This is a genomic window from Methylobacterium sp. JK268, assembly GCF_054052225.1.
This window is the reverse complement of record NZ_JBSVZN010000013.1, coordinates 180302-197970: the sequence shown is the minus strand read 5'-3', so window position 1 is coordinate 197970 and position 17669 is coordinate 180302. Positions and strand designations below refer to the sequence as shown.

Here is a 17669-nt window from a genome sequence, read left to right as displayed (position 1 = left end):
TGCCGATACCGTGCTCGAATCTTCGAATTGCTATTCCGCCGCGGCTTGCGGTTTGGCCGGAACCGCGTCGCGTTCGGCGCGAAGGACCGCTTCGAGGTCCGTGCTGACCTTGAGGGTCATCTTCTCCAGCGCGATCTCGAAGATCTCTCGCTCATGGGGCGTCAGCACGGACATCATGCCGTTGATGCCGTTCAGCGCGATCTCGCGCGCCCGCCGGGCGGTCTCCTCGCCCGTCGCCGTGAGCCTCAGCCCGACCTGACGCGCATCCTCGACGACGGCGCAGCGCTTCACCAGCTTCATCCGGCTGAGCTGGGTCACGCTCTTGGACACGAGGGTGCGCTCGAGGAACGACATCTCCACGAGTTCGCCGACGGTCAGCCCAGGCTGCTCGTGAACCAGGAGCAGCAGACGCACGTCGCGCAACGACAGGCCCAGAGCCTTCTCGTGGAGGCGCGAGCCGAGTTGCTTGGCCATGCTGTTGAGCGCGTCGAGGCGCAGGGTCATGTAAGTGCGCGGAGGCAGCCTCGGTGCGGTCATCGGACGGTCCTGGAATCGCGGTTGCCGCAAGGATATGTGCGATTTTCACATGTCCGGCAAGTAGCAATCGGCGTGCCAGAACGGCTGACGACACCGCGTTTCAGGCCGCCAGACTGCGCGGTGGCAGCGACGGGCTGCCGCGCTCGATCCGATAGGGCGACCTCAGGGCCGCGACACCACCTCACCGACCCCTTCGAAGCGGCTGAGGAGGCCGGGAGCCGGCATCGTCAGACCCGTTGCGGAGACGGTGATCTCGACCGTTGAGCGTTTGCGACACGCCCCGGCGGCCTGAACCCGAGTTTGCGACACGCCCACCCGGTCGAGCGCGTCCGGCTGTCTCTGCGGGAGCGGGACCTCTCGCATCGCCTCCTGGCCGACTTCGAGGCCGTCGTCGAGGCGTGCCGCCGCACCTGGAACGCCCCGACCGCCGAGACTGGCCGCATCCAGTCCCTCTGCACCTATCCCTAGCTGGAATAGATCAGTTCATAAGCTCGGCGGTATAACAGCTCGCTTCGGATTAATCCATTCCGGCTAAACCGTGACATCCGGGATAGTGTCGGTGAAAACACCACTCGATCATGAAGTCGCAACGTCTTTGCGATCTGAATGGTGGCGAACCTCGAACCTGCTCGACGGCCGCGAGGCGGACGCACGGCAAGCAGTCGAACATCAAGGGGAAGACGGTATGTCTTTCGGGATCCGGGCCCAATTGCATGCCCTCACGGCCGCGGCCGTTTTCGGGATCGGCGTCATCGTTGTGCTCGCAGGCGTCGCTCTGCGCGATACCGTCGTCGACGCGCGCATGGCGAAGACGCGCCAGTTGGTCGAGGCCGCCCACACCCTCGTCGCTGGCTTCGCCGAGCAGGAGCGGGCCGGGCAGGTGTCGCGTGCGCAGGCACAGGCCCTGGCCACCGCGGCGCTGAGGGCGATGCGCTACGACGGCAAGGAGTATTTCTGGGTCAACGACATGCAACCGCGCATGATCATGCACCCGACACGCCCGGCCCTCGACGGCACCGACCTCACCGGCACCCGGGACCCGAACGGCAAGGCGCTGTTCGTCGAGATGGTCGATGTCGTGCGCAAGTCCGGCGCTGGGTTCGTCGACTACCAGTGGGCCAAGCCCGGCGAGGACAGGCCGGTCGACAAGATCTCCTACGTGAAGGGCTTCGAGCCCTGGGGCTGGGTCATCGGCTCGGGCGTCTATGCCGACGACACCGCCGCCCAGGTGCGTGCCGCCCTGCTCGGCCTGCTCCAGGGCGTTATGGTCGCGGCGGGGCTGATCACCCTTCTCGCCACGCTGATCGGGCGCTCGATCGCCAAGACGATCAGCGGGCTGGCGAACGTGATTCGCGGGCTGGCGGACGGCGATCTTCAGCAGGAGATCCCCTCCACCGGCCGGCGGGATGAAATCGGCGCCATGGCCAAGGCCGTGCTCGTCTTCCGCGACAACGCCGTCGCGCGTCAGCGCCTCGAAGAGCAGGCCGCGCTCACCGCGAGCGAGAAGATCAAGCGCAACCAGGACCTCGAAACCTCTCTCGCCTCCTTCCAGGGCGCGATGGCCGGCGTGGTGAGCACGGTCGCCCAGAGCACCGCCGAGATGGAGCGCACAGCGCAGTCGTTGACCGCGATTTCGACCCAGACCGCACAGGAAGCCGACGCCGCCTCGGCGATCTCGGGCCAGACATCCGAGCAGGTGACGACGGTGGCCGCGGCGACCGACGAGCTGTCCGGCTCGATCCAGGAGATCTCGCGGCAAGTCAACGGCGTGGCCGACGTGGTGCGCCGCGGGCAGGAGACCGCGGCGGCCTCGGCCCAGCAGGTCAAGGAGCTGGCGGAAGTCAGCGAGCGCATCGCCACCATCATCGGCTCGGTGCAGTCGATCGCGAGCCAGACCAACCTGCTGGCCCTCAATGCCACGATCGAGGCGGCTCGGGCCGGCGACGCCGGGAAGGGCTTCGCGGTGGTGGCCCAGGAGGTGAAGGTCCTCGCCGGACAGACCGCGAAGGCGACGGACCAGATCATTGCCCGCGTCGGCGAAATTCAGACCAGCACCCGGCGCGCCGTCGAGGGCAACGAGCAGCTCGTCGGCATGATGACCGACATCCTGCACGCCACGACTTCCGTCGCCTCCGCCGTCGAGCAGCAGAACGCGGCCACGAGCGACATCGCGCGCAGCGTGCAGATGGTCGCGGACGGCACCGTCAGACTGGCCTCCAACATCACCGAGGTGCGCTCCGGCGCGAGCCGGACCGAGGACTTCGCCGGGAGCGTGCTCGCGGCCTCGCAGAAGATGATGACGCAGTCGAGCCTGATCGAGGAGCAGCTTCGTGCCTTCGTGCTCGCGCTGCGCACCGGTCCCATGGACCGCCGCGTGGGCAAGAACGCATCCTACCAGGGTCACGAGAGGCGGGCGCAGGCCCCCGGTCAAGGGCGGAGCCGGTAGCTCATGTCCCCCGACCCGTGCGCGAACGCGAGCGCCTCGCCCTCCTCGGCGATCTCGGCGTCCGCGACATGCCGGCCGAGCCCCAGTCGAGAACCTGTGCCGCGTCGCGCGGCGGGGCGTGTCGCAAATGCTGAAGGGTCGACATCATCGTCTCCGCGACGGGTCTGACGATGCCGGCTCGCGGCCTCCTCAGCCGCTTCGAAGGGGTCGGTGAAATGGTTTCCCGGTCCTGAGGTCGCCCCATCGGATCGAGCGCGGGCTCTCCCAGGAGTGCAATGGCCTCCGGCCAAAAGTGTCGCGACCATGCGCTCGTCCTGAGCAGGAGGGGTCACGGGAGATCCTGCCGGGCTCGGGGACCCGGCTCGAACAGGGCGGCGCTCTTCGGCGGCTTCTCGGCAAGCCCGAAGCGGTCGGCGCGCCGGCGCATCTCGGCCCAGACCTCGTCGGGGGCGATGCCGCACTCGCGCCAGAGCACGACGAGGAGGTAGAGAAGGTCCGCGCTCCCCCGCGCGGTCGCGCGGGCGTTGTGACGCGAGGCCTCGAGGGCGACCTCACCGGCTTCCTCGATCAGCGTCTTGGCCATGTGCCGCACCCCGGCCCGCAGGAGGCGGGCCGTGCGCGGGTTGGTCTGCTCGCGGACGAGATCGAGGGCGACGTGCAGCCGGGTGATCTCGTCGGGACCGGGAGAGCACGCCGGCTTCCCGAGCGGCTCGGCGCTCGCGGGGAGGTCGGGATCGTGGGGCAGGAGCGACATCGTGGGCCTCCGCTCCGGGGTGGCGGGAGGGCGCTCAGACCGCGGCGGGCCCGGGCCCGATCGCCCGCCGGACCTGGGGCAGAACGACCGCCTCCAGGACCGATGCCACCAGGACCGATGCCACGGGCTCCAGACCGAGGGATCGCGCCAGCACGTCGGCGAACAGCTTGGCGAGCAGGGCGGCCCCGCCATCCTGGCGCGCGACGGGAGGCGTGCACTCCTCAGCGACCTGCAGGCCCAGCTGCGCGCAAGCCGTCCTCAGGTCGAAGTCGGGCCGGCAGCGGATGACGATGCTTGCCGTGAACGGATTGACGGCCACGCGGTCCACCCCAGGCCTGCCGCTCAGGAAAGCTCGAACGAATGAGAGGTAGGCGACCTCGTACTGCCGCCCCGGAGCGCGCACGCGAACCCAGGTCGCGACGGACGGAGGAGCGACCGGGGCACCATCGCGTGAGTGGCGTGCGGCGCAGGTTGCGAGGACCGGCATGGTGGGCCTCCTTCGGCTGTTTCGGTGTCCAAACTGACCGGTCCGAAGAAGGCGGCTGGCGGGCAAAGGTCAGGCGGATCTCAGGGATCCGTCCTGCTCACCTGCCCGACATGCGCCTGTCTCCGGACCGCTCTGACGCGGCGAGCGATCCGGTCGTGCCGACGACTGGGAGGCTCCGCGGAAGAGGGTTGCGGGTGCGCGGTCATCGTCCCCTCACTGCGTGAGAGATGGCGGGATACCCGGGGCCGTATCAGGGCCGTCCCCGATCAGGGTGAGGCGAGGTGCCAGGTGCAGACGAGACGGCCGGCCTCGTCCTGGTGCCACGCAAGCGCGAGACGCCCCCGGCCGCGCTCTGCGGCGGGCCCGGGGGAGATCGTGGCGAGCGCGGGTGGAGCAACTGTCTCGGTGCGCAGCCGGAGAACGGGCGTCGCGCCACGCAGAAGCCCGAAGGGTAGAACGCCGTCGAGGGCAAGGGTTTGAGCGAGGGCCGCCATGGCCGCCTCCTCTGCGTCGGTCGGATTGGGGTCGCGACCTGAGAGGAGGGCTGAACCGGCCGGCGGACGCTCTGCGCCGGCGGGGTCTATCCTTGCCGGCTTAGCGCGTCGCGTGCTGGCGAGCGGTTCCGCTCTCCCTCAAGCCAACCGTCCCACCCTGGCCGCGGACGGCACAGAGCGTGCGGTCAGCGTGGCGAATGTGGGACAAGGGTCTAGATCGAGGGTTCATCGGTTCTCTGGGAGTGACGTCGGACCCGACTGTCGCCGGATACGGCCTGGGGTATGGTGTTGCTCGCGATGGGTGTCAAGAGCTTTTTTGGAATCGTTCAAGAAAGCCGGTCACAAGGAAGAGGTCCCCGTGTCTGAGAAGGACGATGCGCCCCGGCCCATGCCAGGATCGCCCGCGGCGGCGCACGTGCTGCGCGACACGCGCGGTCTCGTGAATCGCGTGCGGCGGCTGCGCGGGCAGGTGGACGCGATCGAGCGGGCGCTGCAGGGCGAAGCCAGCTGCTCGGATCTCCTGCAGCGCATCACGGCCGCACGCGGTGCGATGAGCGGCTTGATGGCCGAGATCCTGGAGGAGCACGTGCGCGAGTACCTGATCCCGCGCGTGAGCCTGCCGGACGAGACCCGCGAAGATGCAGCAGAGGAGCTGATCGAAATCATTCATTCGTATCTTACGTAGAATGATACCGGCGGCTGAGATCTAGAATTTTAAGTGTCTCTCGCTTCGCGCGTTGAATATGAAAGTGTATTTTAAATTCAAATTCTGACGTATGAATATCTGAATGCATTATTGCTCTGCGCATCGTCGAACCGGGGGCGACGTGCTGCATTCGAGAACGCATGCCTGCTTAGCATTGCAGTACCAGGAGAGCTGCCCGCTCTTGAGGCATGCACCGCCGCAGGCACGGTAAGGACCGCCGTACATAGGCCGAACATACACTGGCTCAAGTAGCTTTTTTTCTTTTACTTGACCCTCACTGAGCACCTGAGCCCAGCTATCGAGCGGCTGAAAAGTAATAAAATAAGTATTAGGTAGAACTTTTTCATCTCGCGATCATCTTTCGTGTTATCGTATGAATTTCAATTGCCGATGTCATTGAATTCTCGCCTATTTTACAACGCTATTCAAAATGACTGCGACTTGATTTATCGGATATGTTCCAAATGATATGAGTTGACTATGCACTTCCAATCAAGATTCCCGTTCCCAGAACCAGCGCTCCGCCGAACATGACCTTGGCCGCAGCCGCGAGTGGAGGTGTGTCCATGTAGCGCCACTGGATCCAAGCGATTGCGAGAAGTTCGAACACAACCACGATCGCGGCTGCCACCGTCGCCGTGAAGAAGTCCGGGATCAGGTACGGAATGGTGTGCCCAATGCCGCCCGCGACCGTCATCAACCCACAGACCAGGCCGCGCAGGAGGGGTGTTCCGCGCCCGGACAGCTTGCCATCATCGGCGAGCGCCTCCGCGAAGCCCATGGAGATGCCCGCCCCGAACGAGGCAGCGAGGCCGACCAGGAACGCGTTCCACGAGTTGTGAGTGGCGAAGGCCGCGGCGAAGACCGGGGCCAGCGTCGAGACCGACCCGTCCATGAGCCCGACCAGCCCGGGCTGAACGACCTGCAAGACGAACCGGCGGCTCGCATCCTCGTTCTCCCGCACCCGGGTCTCCCCGGGAAGGCGACGCTCCTCCGCCTCGACCGCCCTGTGCTGGTGCTCGGCCTCCTCGTCGGCCAGATCGCCCAGGAGCTTGCGCACGGCGGCATTGGTCGCCCGCGACGCGGCTTGGCGGTAGAAGCGCTCGGCGTCGCGTTCCATCTGCGCGGCGTACTGGCGGACCGCGTCGACGCCGAGGGGGCGGATCTGCCAGACGGCCTTTCGGGCGATGTTGCCCCGCACGTCCTGCCGCCGCACGAGGGGGATGTGATCCCCGTGGGCCCGAACGAACAGGTCGATCAGCTTGCGGCGGTGATCGCCCTCCTCGGCCACCATGTCCTGGAAGATGCGGGCCGTGTCGGGGTACTCGTCGCGCAGTGAGTGGGCGAAGTCCGCGTAGATGCGGCCGTCCTCCTCCTCGTTGCTGATGGCGAGTGCGAGGAGTTCGCGCTCGCTGAGCTGATCGAAGGTTTTCACCCGGGCCCCCCAGATTGGAACGCTTCCAAAGTAAGCGGAGGGCCCGGGCCCGCAACACGGGATCACGGACTTTTGATCGCGTGTTCCTGCTTCCGCGCTCGGGACGGGGCATCGGTGTCCCCCGCGCGCCGCGAGCAGGCACGGGTGCTCGGCGATGGGCGGCCCGCGCCGGTCTCCACGTCGGTCGCCGAGCGGAATGTCATCAAAGCGACGGTTTTTCAGCCGCTTGAACCATCAAGGTGTGGGGTTCCGAGCATCAAAACCGGGCGCCAGCGATCTCCTGGCCGCTTCCCTGGCCGGCGCGCTCGCGTGGACTGAGCTCATGGGCCGGCCGGTCTCCGGCCGAGCAGGGCGGCGACGGCGCAGGTCCTCGCGCAGCCGCGCGCGGTGGTGCGAGAACAGGCGCCGGACGCTGGTGAGCCGCGAGACCGGCAGCGCACGTGTGGCGCGAAGGACACCGTGACCACGCCCGCGAAGCGGGACCGTGGCATGAGGCCGTCCACGCGGCACCAAGCGGCCCTTCACCCGCTCGAACAGCCGGAGGCCGGGCTCGTCTCCGGCCTGGAGCCGGCTCTGGCTGAGCGCCGGCTGCGGCACGTTGAGGAGCCGGGCGGCGCTCGTCAGCGCGCCGCAGCGCATGATGGCCCGGACGTCCTCGACGTGTCGCGCGCGGATGCCGCACCAGGAGCACACCCGAGGCCGAGCGCCAGACTCCCGATCGCACAGGCCCCCGCCCCCGGCCCCTGTCTGGCGCCAGCCTTGCACGGTTTGTTCAGACCAGCGGAGGTTCGGCGCCCGTAATCCGACGCACGATGCCGACTCATTCTGCTGATCTGCCCAGGATTTCGACTAGCCAAGCAAAAATCCGGTCGGTTAAGCTTCCTTGTCCTGCTGCGGAGGCCCGCGATGACGAGGCTGTTCACGAGTTCCACGCGACGCGGTTTCGTCGTCGGGAGCGCGGCGCTCCTCGCGGCACCGGCGGTGATCACGCGGCCTGCGCGGGCCGCCACGCAGCTGCGGGTCAGGACCCCGGGCGGGTCCTTCGACGAGGTCAAGCGCCGGACCGTCTACGAGCCGTTCCTGAAGGAGACCGGCATTGAGATCGTCCCCGTGCCGAGCACCATGGGCAAGCTCCTGGCGATGTACAAGGCCGGTCAGGTCGAGATCGACTGCATCGACACCGGCAACGATGCCAACCTGATGCTGGAGGAGGCGGGCGCCCTGGTGCCGATCGACTACGGCGCCTTCAAGTACGCGAAGGTCGAGGACATCGAGCCCAGCCTGAAGCTGCCCTACCAGGTCGGCTCCTTCGTGTACGCCTTCGTCCTCTGCTACCGCACCGACGTGTTCCGCCCGGGCTCGGAGCCGAAGAATTGGGCGGAGTTCTGGGACACCAAGGCGTTCCCCGGACCGCGCACGCTCGCCGGCATGGAATCGGGGTCCCCGAACCTTGAGATCGCGCTCCTCGCGGACGGCGTCCCGATGGACAAGGTCTACCCGGTCGACATCGACCGCGCCCTGAAGTCGATGAGCCGCATCAAGCCCGCGGTGCCGAAATTCTGGGACACCGGCGCGCTCTCGGCGCAGATGATGGCGGACCGGGAGGCCGTGCTGGGGGTGCTGTGGAACACCCGCGCCCAGGCCTCGATCGACGGCGGCGCGCCGCTCGGCATCCAGTGGAACCAGAACCAGGTGCTGGTGCAGTCCTACGCGATCCCGAAGGGCTCGAAGGCGCCGGAGGCCGCGCTCACCTTCATCGACTACACGATCAGCGAGGAGGTGCAGAAGCGCTGGCTCGCCGCCTACAAGGCCATTCCGGTCAACAAGAAGGTCTATCCGCACACCTCCAAGATCCTGATCGACCCGGCCACCGGCACGCCCTGGACGGTCTCGAAGGGCTTCATGAACGACATCACATGGTGGTCGGCCAACCGCGCCAAGGTGAGCCGCGCCTGGTCGAACTGGGTTCTCTAGAACAGCACCCGATCGCGCTGCACTCGGGTGCTGCCCTAGGTCATTGTTTTTGCCGCATTTTCTACGACGAACCGGGAGCCGCGTCGTCGGAAAATGCTCTCAAGCAGGATCGTCGTCATGTTCGAAGTGGTCGAGACCGGGATCGCGCGCTCGAAGGCGCCGGTGAACGGGACGGTGCGGGCCGGGGGCCGGGTGTTCACGACCCACGTGCCGAAGGACCCGGTGACCGGCGAGATCGTCGAGGGGAGCATGGAGGTGCAGGCGCGGCGCCTGTTCGAGAACCTGAAGATCGCCCTGGAGGCGGCCGGAGGGTCGCTGCGCGACGTGTGCTCCGTCCTGATCTTCCTGACCGACTCCTCCGAGTTCGACGCCATGAACGCGGTCTATCGCGAGTACATCACGGAGCCTTATCCGACGCGCGCGACCGTGGTGGTGAAGGAATTGATCGGCGGCAAGGCCCGCATCGAGGTCCAGGCCCAGGCCGTCATCGAATGATCGCGCCGCGCGGCGGAGGCGCCGGGCGCGAAGGCGCACTCCGGGACGGGACGGGACCGGCCGGCAAGGCGCTGGACCTGCGCGGCCTCACCAAGGTCTACGGCACCGAGACGGTGGTCGCGGATTTCAGGGCCCTCGTCGCGGCCGGCGAATTCTTCTCGCTGCTCGGTCCCTCCGGCTCGGGCAAGACCACAACGCTGATGATGGTGGCGGGGTTCGCGGCGATCGACAGCGGACACTTGCTGGTCGACGGCGCCGATCTCGCCGCCGTGCCGCCGGAGCGGCGCGGCTTCGGCATGGTGTTCCAGAACTACGCGATCTTCCCGCACCTGAACGTGTTCGAGAACGTCGCCTTCCCGCTGCGGGCGCGGGGCGTGAAGCGGGCGCTCATCCGGGAGAAGGTCGCGGCGGCCCTCGACCTCGTGCGGCTCGGCCCCCTCGCCGATCGCTACGCCCGCCAGCTTTCCGGGGGGCAGCAGCAGCGCGTGGCGATCGCCCGGGCCATCGTGTTCCAGCCTCCGGTGGTGCTGATGGACGAGCCGCTGGGCGCCCTCGACAAGAACCTGCGCTACGAGATGCAGGTCGAGATCAAGGAGATCCAGCAGCGCCTCGGCATGACCGTCCTCTACGTCACCCACGACCAGGAGGAGGCGATGAACCTCTCGGATCGCGTCGCGATCATGCGGAGCGGTCGGATCGCGCAGGTCGGGGCGCCGCGCGAGGTCTACGAGCATCCGGCGAACGCCTTCACGGCGCGCTTCCTCGGCGAGGCCAACCTGCTCCCGGGCATCGTGGCGGCCGCGGACGCGGACGGCGCCGCGTTCCGGCTGGCCGATGGGACGCCGCTGCGCACGCGGCGTCCGGCCGCCCTCGCGGCGGGAGAGGAAGGCCAGCTCTTCGTCCGGCCCGAGAAGCTGGTGCTCCGGCCGGCCGGCGCTCCGCCGGAGAACGGCCTGAACCACCTCGCCGGCACGGTCCGGCGCGCCTCCTTCCTCGGCAACGTGGTGCGCTACGCGGTCGAGACGCCGGGCGGCGCGCTCCTGACCGCCGACGCCCCGAACCTCTCGGCGGGCCACCACCCGCCGGCCGGCGCGACGGTCGGCGTCGCGTGGTCGCCCGCCGACACGGCGATCCTGCCGCCGGACGCCGCCTGATGCGGCGCGACCGGACCTGGCTCCTGCTCCTGCCCGCCTTCGCGCTGCTGGGGCTGCTCTTCGTCGCGCCGCTGGCGTGGTTCCTGGTGCGGACGCTCCTCGTCGACACCGCCCCCGCCGAACTGCCGGACCTCCTCGCGGACGTCCTCACCTCGCGGCCGATGCAGGTCGCGGGGCTCACGACCCTGTGGATCTCCGTCCTGGTGACGCTGGCCACGCTCGCGGTCGGCTACCCGATCGCCTTCTACCTCGCGAACCGCCGCGGCTGGCGCGCGGCGCTCGTCGTGTTCTGCGTGATCGTGCCCTACTTCACCAGCGTCATCGTCCGGACCTACGCGCTGACCGTGGTCCTCGGCAGGACCGGCATCATCAACGAAGCCCTGACGGCCCTCGGGCTCATCCAGGCGCCGCTGCCGCTCCTCTACAACGTCTTCGGGATCGTGATCGGGATGACCTACGTCCTCCTGCCCTACATGGTGCTGACCCTCTACGCGAGCTTGCGGGGGATCGACCCCAGCCTGATCCGCGCCGCGCGCGCGCTCGGGGCGAGCGGCCCCTACCTGTTCCGGCGCGTCTATCTCCCGCTGTCCTGGCCCGGGATCGTGTCGGGATCGCTGATCGTCCTGATCCTGGCGCTCGGCTTCTTCATCACGCCGGCCCTGATGGGCGGCCCGGGCGACGTGACCGTCGCGATGCTGATCGAGCGGGCGATCGAGATCCTGATCGACTGGCCGAGCGCGGCGGTGATGTCGGTCGTGCTGCTCGCCGCGACCCTGCTGCTGTTCGCGCTCTACGCCCGGGTGACGGATCTGCGCCGAATGATGGGAGGCTGACCGTGCGGTTCGCGCTGCCGCTCCTCGTCGGGCTCGCCTGCCTCGGCCTGATCCTGCCGATCGCCATCGTGGTCGTGCTCGGCTTCAGCGGCGGCACCTTCCTGCACTTCCCGCCCGAGAGCCTGTCGCTGCGCTGGTTCTCGGCCTTCCTCGGCGACGAGCGCTGGCGGGCCGCCCTGTGGTCGAGCCTCGCGATCGGCCTCGTCGCCTGCGCGGCGGCGACCGGGGTCGGGTTCTTCGCCGCCTACGCGCTGGTGCGCGGCGCCTTCCGGGGCAAGAAGCTGATCCTGTCCGTTTCGCTCCTGCCGATCATCGCGCCGACCATCGTGACGGCGATCGCCATGTACTACGCCTCGGCGCGGCTCGGCCTCGTCGGCAACGTCGTCTGGGTCGGGCTCTGCCACGCGGTGATCGCCTTCCCGGTCGTGCTGCTGATCCTGCTGTCGACGCTGCAATCCGTCGATCCCGGGCTGGAGCGGGCGGCGCTGAGCCTCGGCGCCAGCCGGGCGCGGGTTCTGCGCACGGTGGTGGTGCCGCTCGCCGCGCCCGGCCTCGTCTCGGCGGCCCTGTTCGCGTTCCTGACCTCCTTCGACGAGCTCGTGATCTCGCTCTTCCTGACCAACGCGGCGACCCAGACCCTGCCGGTGCGGATCTGGAACAGCCTGCACCTCCAGGTTGAACCGACGATCGCGGCCGTCAGCACCTTCCTGATCGGCGTGACGGGCCTCGTGCTGGCCGCCGACGTCGTCCTCCGCCGCCGAAAGGCCTGATCGCCATGGGATCCCACCCCGTCATCACGCAAGAGGAATTCGCCGGCCGCCTGCGACGGACGCGCGAGGAGCTGGCGCGCCGCGGCGTCGCGGCCGGGATCTTCGACGAGTGCGAGTCGATGGCGTGGCTCACCGGCTACGGCAATTCGGAGAACCGCTGGCGCTGCGTGGTGGTGCCGGTCGAGGGTGATCCCTTCGTCCTGATCCGGGCCCTCGACGCGGCGCCCTGCCGCGAGCGCAGCGTGGTGAGCGAGGTCGCGACCTTCCTCGACTGGGAGCCGCCCGTGCCCGTCCTCGCCCGGATGCTGGCGGAGCGCGGGCTCGCCGAGGGGCGGCTCGGTCTCGATTACGGCTCGCCCTCCCTCACGGCGCGGCGCTTCGCGCAGGTGGAGGCCGCGCTGCCGCGGGCGGGCCTCGTCGATCTCGGGCCCCTCGTGGCCGAACTGCGCCTGATCAAGTCCCCGGCCGAGATCGACCTGATCCGGCAGGCCTCGGGCATCGCCGACGCGGCGCTCCGCCGGGCCGCCGCCGCCTGCCGGGCGGGCGGTTCGCAGCGCGACGCGGCGCTCGCGGCGACGGCGGCCTTCATCGAACTCGGGGCCGATCCGGGCGCGCCCGGCCCGATCTCGGCCGGGCGGGGATGGGACTTCCTCCACGGCCACATGACCGAGGCGGCGCTCGCCCCCGGGGACGTCGTGCACATCGAGCTGGTCCCGCGCGTCCAGGGCTACTCGGCCCGGATCATGCGCTGCGTCCCCATCGGCGCGCCCGCTCCGGCCCTGGCGGAGGCCGCCGCGACGCTCGCGGCCCTGCAGGACCGGCAGATCGCCGCCATGCGGCCGGGCGCCGTCGCGCGCGACGTCGACCGGATCCTGCGGGAGGGAATTGTGGCCGCGGGCCTGCGCGAGCGCGTCGACAACATCACCGGCTACACGCTCGGCTACTATTCGCACGCGACCACGCACACGAGCGACTTCACCCGCATCTTCCATCCGGAGGCCGCGTGGCGGCTCGAACCCGGCATGGTCTTCCACATGTACGCCTCCGCGGCCGGGGTCTCGTTCAGCGAGACCGTCCTCGTCGGCGAGACCGGCCCCGAGATCCTGACCGCGACGCCCCGCACCCTGCTCACTGCCGGAGACGCCCGATGAGCCCCGAGAACACCGCGATCGTGCTCGGGGCGGGCGTGGTCGGCCTCTCGACCGCCCTCTACCTGCGGCGCGCCGGCCGGGAGGTGACGGTGATCGACCCGCTGCCGCCGGGCGGGGGCGCCTCCTTCGGCAATGCCGGCATGATCAGCGCCGACACCGCCTCGCCGATCGCGATCCCCGGGATGCTGCGCCAGGTGCCGGGCTGGCTGCGCGACCGCAAGGGGCCGCTCGTCGTCGACCCGTCCTACTTCCCGACCGCCCTCCCCTGGCTCCTGCGCTGGATCCGGGAGGGACGGATGGACCGGGTGCTGGCGATCTCGGACGCGATGCGGGCCCTGCACAAGGACGCCTTCGCCTGCTGGCAGGACCTCGTCGGGCCGCGCAGCTTCGGCGACCTCGTGCGGCGCAGCGGCCAGATCCAGCTCTGGGACGGCGAGGCCGAGAGCGCGGGCGCGGCCGTCGAGCGGCAGATCCGGGAGCGGCACGGGATCGAGTCGCAGCTGCTGGGCCCGGACGACCTCCAGCAGATGCTCCCCGGCCTGTCGCGGTCGGTGAAGCGGGCGCTCCTGGTGCCGGGCAACGGCTACACGGTCAGTCCCGCCCGGCTGGTGGACACCCTGGCGGAGCGGCTGCGCGAGGAGGGCGGCGCGATCGTCGCCGAGCGGGCTCTGCGGCTCTTCCCGCGGGAGGGGGGCGGCCTCATGGTCTGGACCAACGTGTCGAACCGGGCCGCCGCGGACGTGGTGGTGGCGGGCGGCGCGTGGTCGAAGGCGCTGCTCGACCCGCTCGGCGTGCGCGTGCCCCTGGAGACGGAGCGGGGCTACCACGCCATGCTGCCCTCACCCTCGATCGAGCCGCGCTACACGATCAGCTACAAGTCGCGGGGATTCGGCGTGACCCCGATGGAGGACGGCCTGCGCGCCGCCGGCACCGTCGAGTTCGCGGGGCTCGACGCCCCGCCGGACGAGACCCGGGCGCGGCTGCTGGCCGAGCACGCGCGGGCGCTCTTCCCCGGGCTCAGCCACGGCGAGCCGCGGCTGTGGCTGGGCTTCCGCCCCTCGCTCCCCGACACGCTGCCGGTGCTGGGTCCGGTGCCCTCGCGGCCCGGCCTGCACCTCGCCTTCGGGCACGGCCATTACGGCATGACCGGCGGTCCGCCGAGCGGGCGCCTGGTGGCGGCCCTGGTGGCCGGGCGGCCGGCGCCGGTCGATCCGGCGCCCTACAGTGTCGGCCGGTTCGGGTGATCGTCGCGGACCGGGGGCGGCACGTGCCAACCCTCCCCCTCTGCTGGGCCACCGTGTGCACACAGCATAGGAAAACGCGCATTCTCTCCACCGGACAGTCGACCAAACCGATCAGACTAAATACTGGCAGATTTCATCCTATCATGTGATCGCGAAATAGAGTATCAGACTCGGAGGGTGGCAATAGACCCAGCTCCTCATGCTGAGGTGCGACCGGAGGGAGCCTCGAAGCACCCCAGGACAATCTGTACAAGCAGACTATTTATCTTGGATCTATGGTCAGGGGTGCTTCGAGGCTGCTCCGCAGCACCTCAGCATGAGGAGTGTTGTGCCTTCCAGCTCCGCTCAGCCAATGGGCCGGCTACAGAGATGTGTGCACACGATAGCCCGCAGGGGGAGGGTGGCTAGTGCCTAATCCAGGGTCGCGTAGGCCGGACCGGCCATGATCCAGATGATCTCGGCCGTCCGCGCGCCGTCGTTCCAGAGGACGTGCGGGAGGTCGGCGCCGAATTGGAAACTGTCGCCCTCGTTGAGCACCGTCTCCTCCGCCCCGACGGAGAGGCGGACCGTGCCGCGCAGCACGAGGCCCGCCTTCTGGCCCTTCTCGCGGATCATCTCGTCGATCCGCGCCCCGCGCGGCATGGTGACGAGCAGGAGGCGCAGGCCCTCGGTGCCCGGCGGCGACAGGATCGCCTTGTCGATGGCGAGCGGGCCGACGGTCAGGTGCGGGCGGGCCTCGCGGCGGCGGACGAAGGCGGGGTCGGCGCCGCGGGACGAAGCGCCCTCGATCAGCATCATCAGCGAGACCCCGAGCGCCACGCGCAGGCGCTCCAGGGTCTTGAGGCTCGGATTGCCGAGGCCGCGCTCGATCTGGCTGATCACCCCGGCCGACAGGCCCGCCCGGAGGGCGAGTTCCGAGGTCGACAGACCCGCCCTCAGGCGCAGGTCGCGCACCCGGCTGCCCATCGCGACGGTGTCGAGGCTGGTGTCGAGCACGTCCTGCAGACCCAGCGGCTCGGGCGTCGTCGGATCCATCGCGTCACTCTCCGGAGCTCGTGCCCGTCCTTCACTCACGGCGTTCGCCGGATCAACCCTGCGTCAGGCCCGCCGGGCCGTCCGCCGGGCGGCGAGCCGGTCCTGGAGGCTCAGCCACGCGAAGACGCCCGGCATGAACCACGCCTTGCCGTTCATCAGCGGCACGAAGCCCGGCGCCCGGAAGTCGAGCGCCGAGACGCCGGCCTGGTCGCCCAGAACCTGGAGGGCCGCCTTCTGGCCGGCCCAACGCGCCCAGACCACGCCCGAGCCGCAATAGCCCGCCGCGTAGCGCACCCCCCGCCGGGAGAAGATGCGGGGGATCATGTCGCGGTTCATCGCGACGTAGCCGAACCAGCTCTGCGCGATGTCGATGCCGTCGAGGGTCGGGAAGATGTCGGCGAGCGCCCGGCGCAGGTTGGCGGTCGGCCAGTCCGGGTCGCCCGCCACGGTGCCGTCCCGGCCGCCGAACAGGATCCGGGTGCCGTCCGGCGAGGGCCGGTAGTAGTAGTGCAGCCGGCGGGTCTCCGTGTACATCATCCGCGGCGGCATCAACTCGCCCATCAGGTTCGGCGAGAGCGGCGCGGTCGCGATGATGCGGCTGCGCACCGGGACGAGCCGCCGCCGCAGCCAGCGGTCCGCCGTGTCGGTGTAGCCGTTGGTGCCCACGATGACGTGGGCGGCCCGGACCGTGCCCCGCGCCGTCGTCACCTCGTAGCCGCCGCCCTCCGGCCGGATGCCGAGCACCGCGGTCCTCCCGTGGATCGTGGCCCCGGCGGCGAGCGCCAGCCGCAGCATCCCGGCGTGGAACTTCGCCGGATGCAGGCCGCCGATATCCATGCGGACGTTGCCGCCGTGGTAGAAATCCGTGCCGATGTAGCTCCGCTGCTCGGCGCGCGAGACCGCGTGCGCCTCGATGCCGAGGCGGCGGTTGAGGTGCTCGGCCTCGCGGGCGAGACCCTCGTAATCGTCCGGCGAGGCCGCCCCGGCGAAGCGCCCGGTGAGCCGGAAGTCGCAGTCGATGCCCTCGCGCGCGATGAAGGCGTAGAGGTCCTCGCGCGCGGCCTTGGCCTCGGCCAGCACCGCGTCGGCCCGCGCCTCCCCGAAGCGGCGGACCATCTCGGCCCGGCTCAGGCGCAGGTTGCCGCTGGTGATGCCCCCGTTGCGGGTCGAGGCGCCCTCCCCCGGGTGCTGGCGGTCGAAGACCTGGACCGAGCGGCCGGCCCGCGCCAGCGTGATCGCGGCGCTCAGGCCCGTGTAGCCCGCGCCGACCACCACCACGTCGCAGGACGGGGCGACCGGCCGCTCCGGCAGCACCGGCAGGGGGGCGGCCTGCCACCAATAGGCGTCGCGCTCGCTCATCGCGTCCTCCCGTCGCTCATCCGTTCAGAGCCGTCCGCCGTCGACCGCCAGGACCTGCCCGGTGATCCAGCCCGCCTGCTCGCTGGCCAGGAACAGAGCCGCGGCGGCGATGTCCTCGGCCCGGCCCAGGCGGCGGGTGTGGAGGGAGTCGAGCACCCGCTGGCGCCCGGCCTCGCCGTAGCCCTCCCACTGGGCGTGGGTGGCCGGATTGGTCAGGATCAGGCCGGGCGCCACCGCGTTCACGGTGGTGCCGTGGGGTCCGAGTTCCCAGGAGAGCTGGCGCACCACGCCGACGAGGGCGTGCTTGGCCGCCGCGTAGGCCTGGATGCCGGTGAGGCTCGGCCGCAATCCCGCCCCGGACGCGATGGCGACGATCCGGCCCCAGCCGGCCTCGCGCAGGTGCGGGGACGCGGCCTGCGCGACCCAGAAGGCCGCGTCGACATTGGCCTGGAACAGCGCCCGCCACGCCTCCTCGGTGATCTCCTCGATCGGCCGCCCGGCCTGGCCCCGCACGCCGCCGGCGGCGAGCGCCAGCACGTCGAGGCGGCCCTCCTCGGCAAGGATGTCGCGCACGAGCCCGTGCGCCACGGCCCGGTCCGAGAGGTCGCCGGCATGGGCCGGCGCGCCGAGGTCCCGTCCCGCCGCCGCGACGCCGTCGCGGTCGAGGTCGGTCAGGCGCACCCGCGCGCCCGCGTCCCGGAAGGCCTGCGCGAGGGCGCGGCCGATCCCCTGCGCGGCGCCGGTCACCAGCACCACGCGCCCGTCGAGGCGGATGTCCATGCGGCCCCCTCCCCG

At 69.9% G+C, this 17669-nt stretch carries 18 protein-coding genes; 10 read left to right on the top strand and 8 right to left on the bottom strand.

Translation table 11 applies throughout. The features are described 5' to 3' along the window. Positions 1-30: 30 nt before the first annotated feature. Entirely contained in the window at positions 31-504 is a 474-nt protein-coding gene (locus tag ACW9J6_RS16445; protein WP_457117560.1) for a MarR family winged helix-turn-helix transcriptional regulator, read from the bottom strand. A 333-nt stretch (positions 505-837) separates the two neighbouring features. On the opposite strand from ACW9J6_RS16445, the gene ACW9J6_RS16440 reads away from it, so the two are divergent. Together ACW9J6_RS16440 and ACW9J6_RS16435 are read left to right on the top strand one after the other, a co-directional pair. Continuing rightward, on the top strand, positions 838-1005 hold the full coding sequence (locus ACW9J6_RS16440) for a hypothetical protein (RefSeq protein WP_457117559.1): 168 nt from the start codon (positions 838-840) through the stop codon (positions 1003-1005). 91 nt (positions 1006-1096) lie between these two features. After that, positions 1097-2983 carry a methyl-accepting chemotaxis protein gene (locus tag ACW9J6_RS16435; protein ID WP_457117558.1) on the top strand — a complete coding sequence of 629 codons (1887 nt, stop codon included), beginning with the start codon at positions 1097-1099 and terminating at the stop codon, positions 2981-2983. Between the two features lie 328 nt (positions 2984-3311). Here ACW9J6_RS16435 and hisE read toward each other — a convergent pair whose 3' ends face one another. Continuing rightward, on the bottom strand, positions 3312-3737 hold the full coding sequence (gene hisE / locus ACW9J6_RS16430; RefSeq protein ID WP_457117557.1) for a phosphoribosyl-ATP diphosphatase: 426 nt from the start codon (positions 3735-3737) through the stop codon (positions 3312-3314). Between the two features lie 34 nt (positions 3738-3771). Further along, complete coding sequence (locus ACW9J6_RS16425) at positions 3772-4056, bottom strand: hypothetical protein (protein ID WP_457117556.1); 285 nt, start codon at positions 4054-4056, stop codon at positions 3772-3774. A gap of 1020 nt (positions 4057-5076) precedes the next feature. Here ACW9J6_RS16425 and ACW9J6_RS16420 point away from each other — a divergent pair. Then, on the top strand, positions 5077-5403 hold the full coding sequence (locus tag ACW9J6_RS16420) for a metal/formaldehyde-sensitive transcriptional repressor (RefSeq protein ID WP_457117555.1): 327 nt from the start codon (positions 5077-5079) through the stop codon (positions 5401-5403). A gap of 499 nt (positions 5404-5902) precedes the next feature. Here the strand turns inward: ACW9J6_RS16420 and mbfA are convergent, their stop codons facing one another. Both mbfA and ACW9J6_RS16410 read right to left on the bottom strand, forming a co-directional pair. Next, the gene (gene mbfA, locus ACW9J6_RS16415) at positions 5903-6859 is read right to left on the bottom strand and encodes an iron exporter MbfA (protein ID WP_457117554.1); all 957 of its coding nucleotides are present in this window, start codon (positions 6857-6859) and stop codon (positions 5903-5905) included. Between the two features lie 234 nt (positions 6860-7093). Next, a complete protein-coding gene (locus tag ACW9J6_RS16410; protein WP_457117553.1) occupies positions 7094-7552 on the bottom strand; it encodes a LysR family transcriptional regulator in 459 nt (152 codons plus the stop codon). Positions 7553-7765: 213 nt separating this feature from the next. Here ACW9J6_RS16410 and ACW9J6_RS16405 point away from each other — a divergent pair, with 213 nt between their 5' ends. From ACW9J6_RS16405 to ACW9J6_RS16375, 7 genes are all read left to right on the top strand, one after another. After that, entirely contained in the window at positions 7766-8833 is a 1068-nt protein-coding gene (locus tag ACW9J6_RS16405; protein ID WP_457117552.1) for an ABC transporter substrate-binding protein, read from the top strand. Positions 8834-8950: 117 nt separating this feature from the next. Further along, positions 8951-9328, top strand: coding sequence for a RidA family protein (locus ACW9J6_RS16400; protein ID WP_457117551.1), 378 nt, complete (start codon positions 8951-8953; stop codon positions 9326-9328). Continuing rightward, positions 9325-10482 (top strand): ABC transporter ATP-binding protein, encoded by a 1158-nt coding sequence (locus tag ACW9J6_RS16395; RefSeq protein ID WP_457117550.1) that lies wholly within the window; start codon positions 9325-9327, stop codon positions 10480-10482. Before ACW9J6_RS16400 ends, ACW9J6_RS16395 begins: the two co-directional genes overlap by 4 nt. Then, positions 10482-11315, top strand: coding sequence for an ABC transporter permease (locus tag ACW9J6_RS16390; RefSeq protein ID WP_457117549.1), 834 nt, complete (start codon positions 10482-10484; stop codon positions 11313-11315). The genes ACW9J6_RS16395 and ACW9J6_RS16390 overlap by 1 nt, the downstream gene beginning before the upstream one ends. Before the next feature lie 2 nt (positions 11316-11317). After that, positions 11318-12085: an ABC transporter permease gene (locus tag ACW9J6_RS16385; protein ID WP_457117548.1), complete on the top strand. Its 768-nt coding sequence runs from the start codon at positions 11318-11320 to the stop codon at positions 12083-12085. Positions 12086-12090: 5 nt separating this feature from the next. After that, positions 12091-13236, top strand: coding sequence for a M24 family metallopeptidase (locus ACW9J6_RS16380; protein WP_457117547.1), 1146 nt, complete (start codon positions 12091-12093; stop codon positions 13234-13236). Beyond that, positions 13233-14480 (top strand): NAD(P)/FAD-dependent oxidoreductase, encoded by a 1248-nt coding sequence (locus tag ACW9J6_RS16375; protein WP_457117546.1) that lies wholly within the window; start codon positions 13233-13235, stop codon positions 14478-14480. Before ACW9J6_RS16380 ends, ACW9J6_RS16375 begins: the two co-directional genes overlap by 4 nt. Positions 14481-14891: 411 nt before the next feature. Here the strand turns inward: ACW9J6_RS16375 and ACW9J6_RS16370 are convergent, their stop codons facing one another. From ACW9J6_RS16370 to ACW9J6_RS16360, 3 genes are all read right to left on the bottom strand, one after another. Beyond that, positions 14892-15515 carry a helix-turn-helix domain-containing protein gene (locus ACW9J6_RS16370; protein ID WP_457117545.1) on the bottom strand — a complete coding sequence of 208 codons (624 nt, stop codon included), beginning with the start codon at positions 15513-15515 and terminating at the stop codon, positions 14892-14894. A gap of 63 nt (positions 15516-15578) precedes the next feature. Beyond that, a complete protein-coding gene (locus ACW9J6_RS16365; protein ID WP_457117544.1) occupies positions 15579-16874 on the bottom strand; it encodes an NAD(P)/FAD-dependent oxidoreductase in 1296 nt (431 codons plus the stop codon). 24 nt (positions 16875-16898) lie between these two features. Continuing rightward, positions 16899-17654, bottom strand: coding sequence for an SDR family NAD(P)-dependent oxidoreductase (locus ACW9J6_RS16360; protein WP_457117543.1), 756 nt, complete (start codon positions 17652-17654; stop codon positions 16899-16901). Positions 17655-17669: the final 15 nt, after the last annotated feature.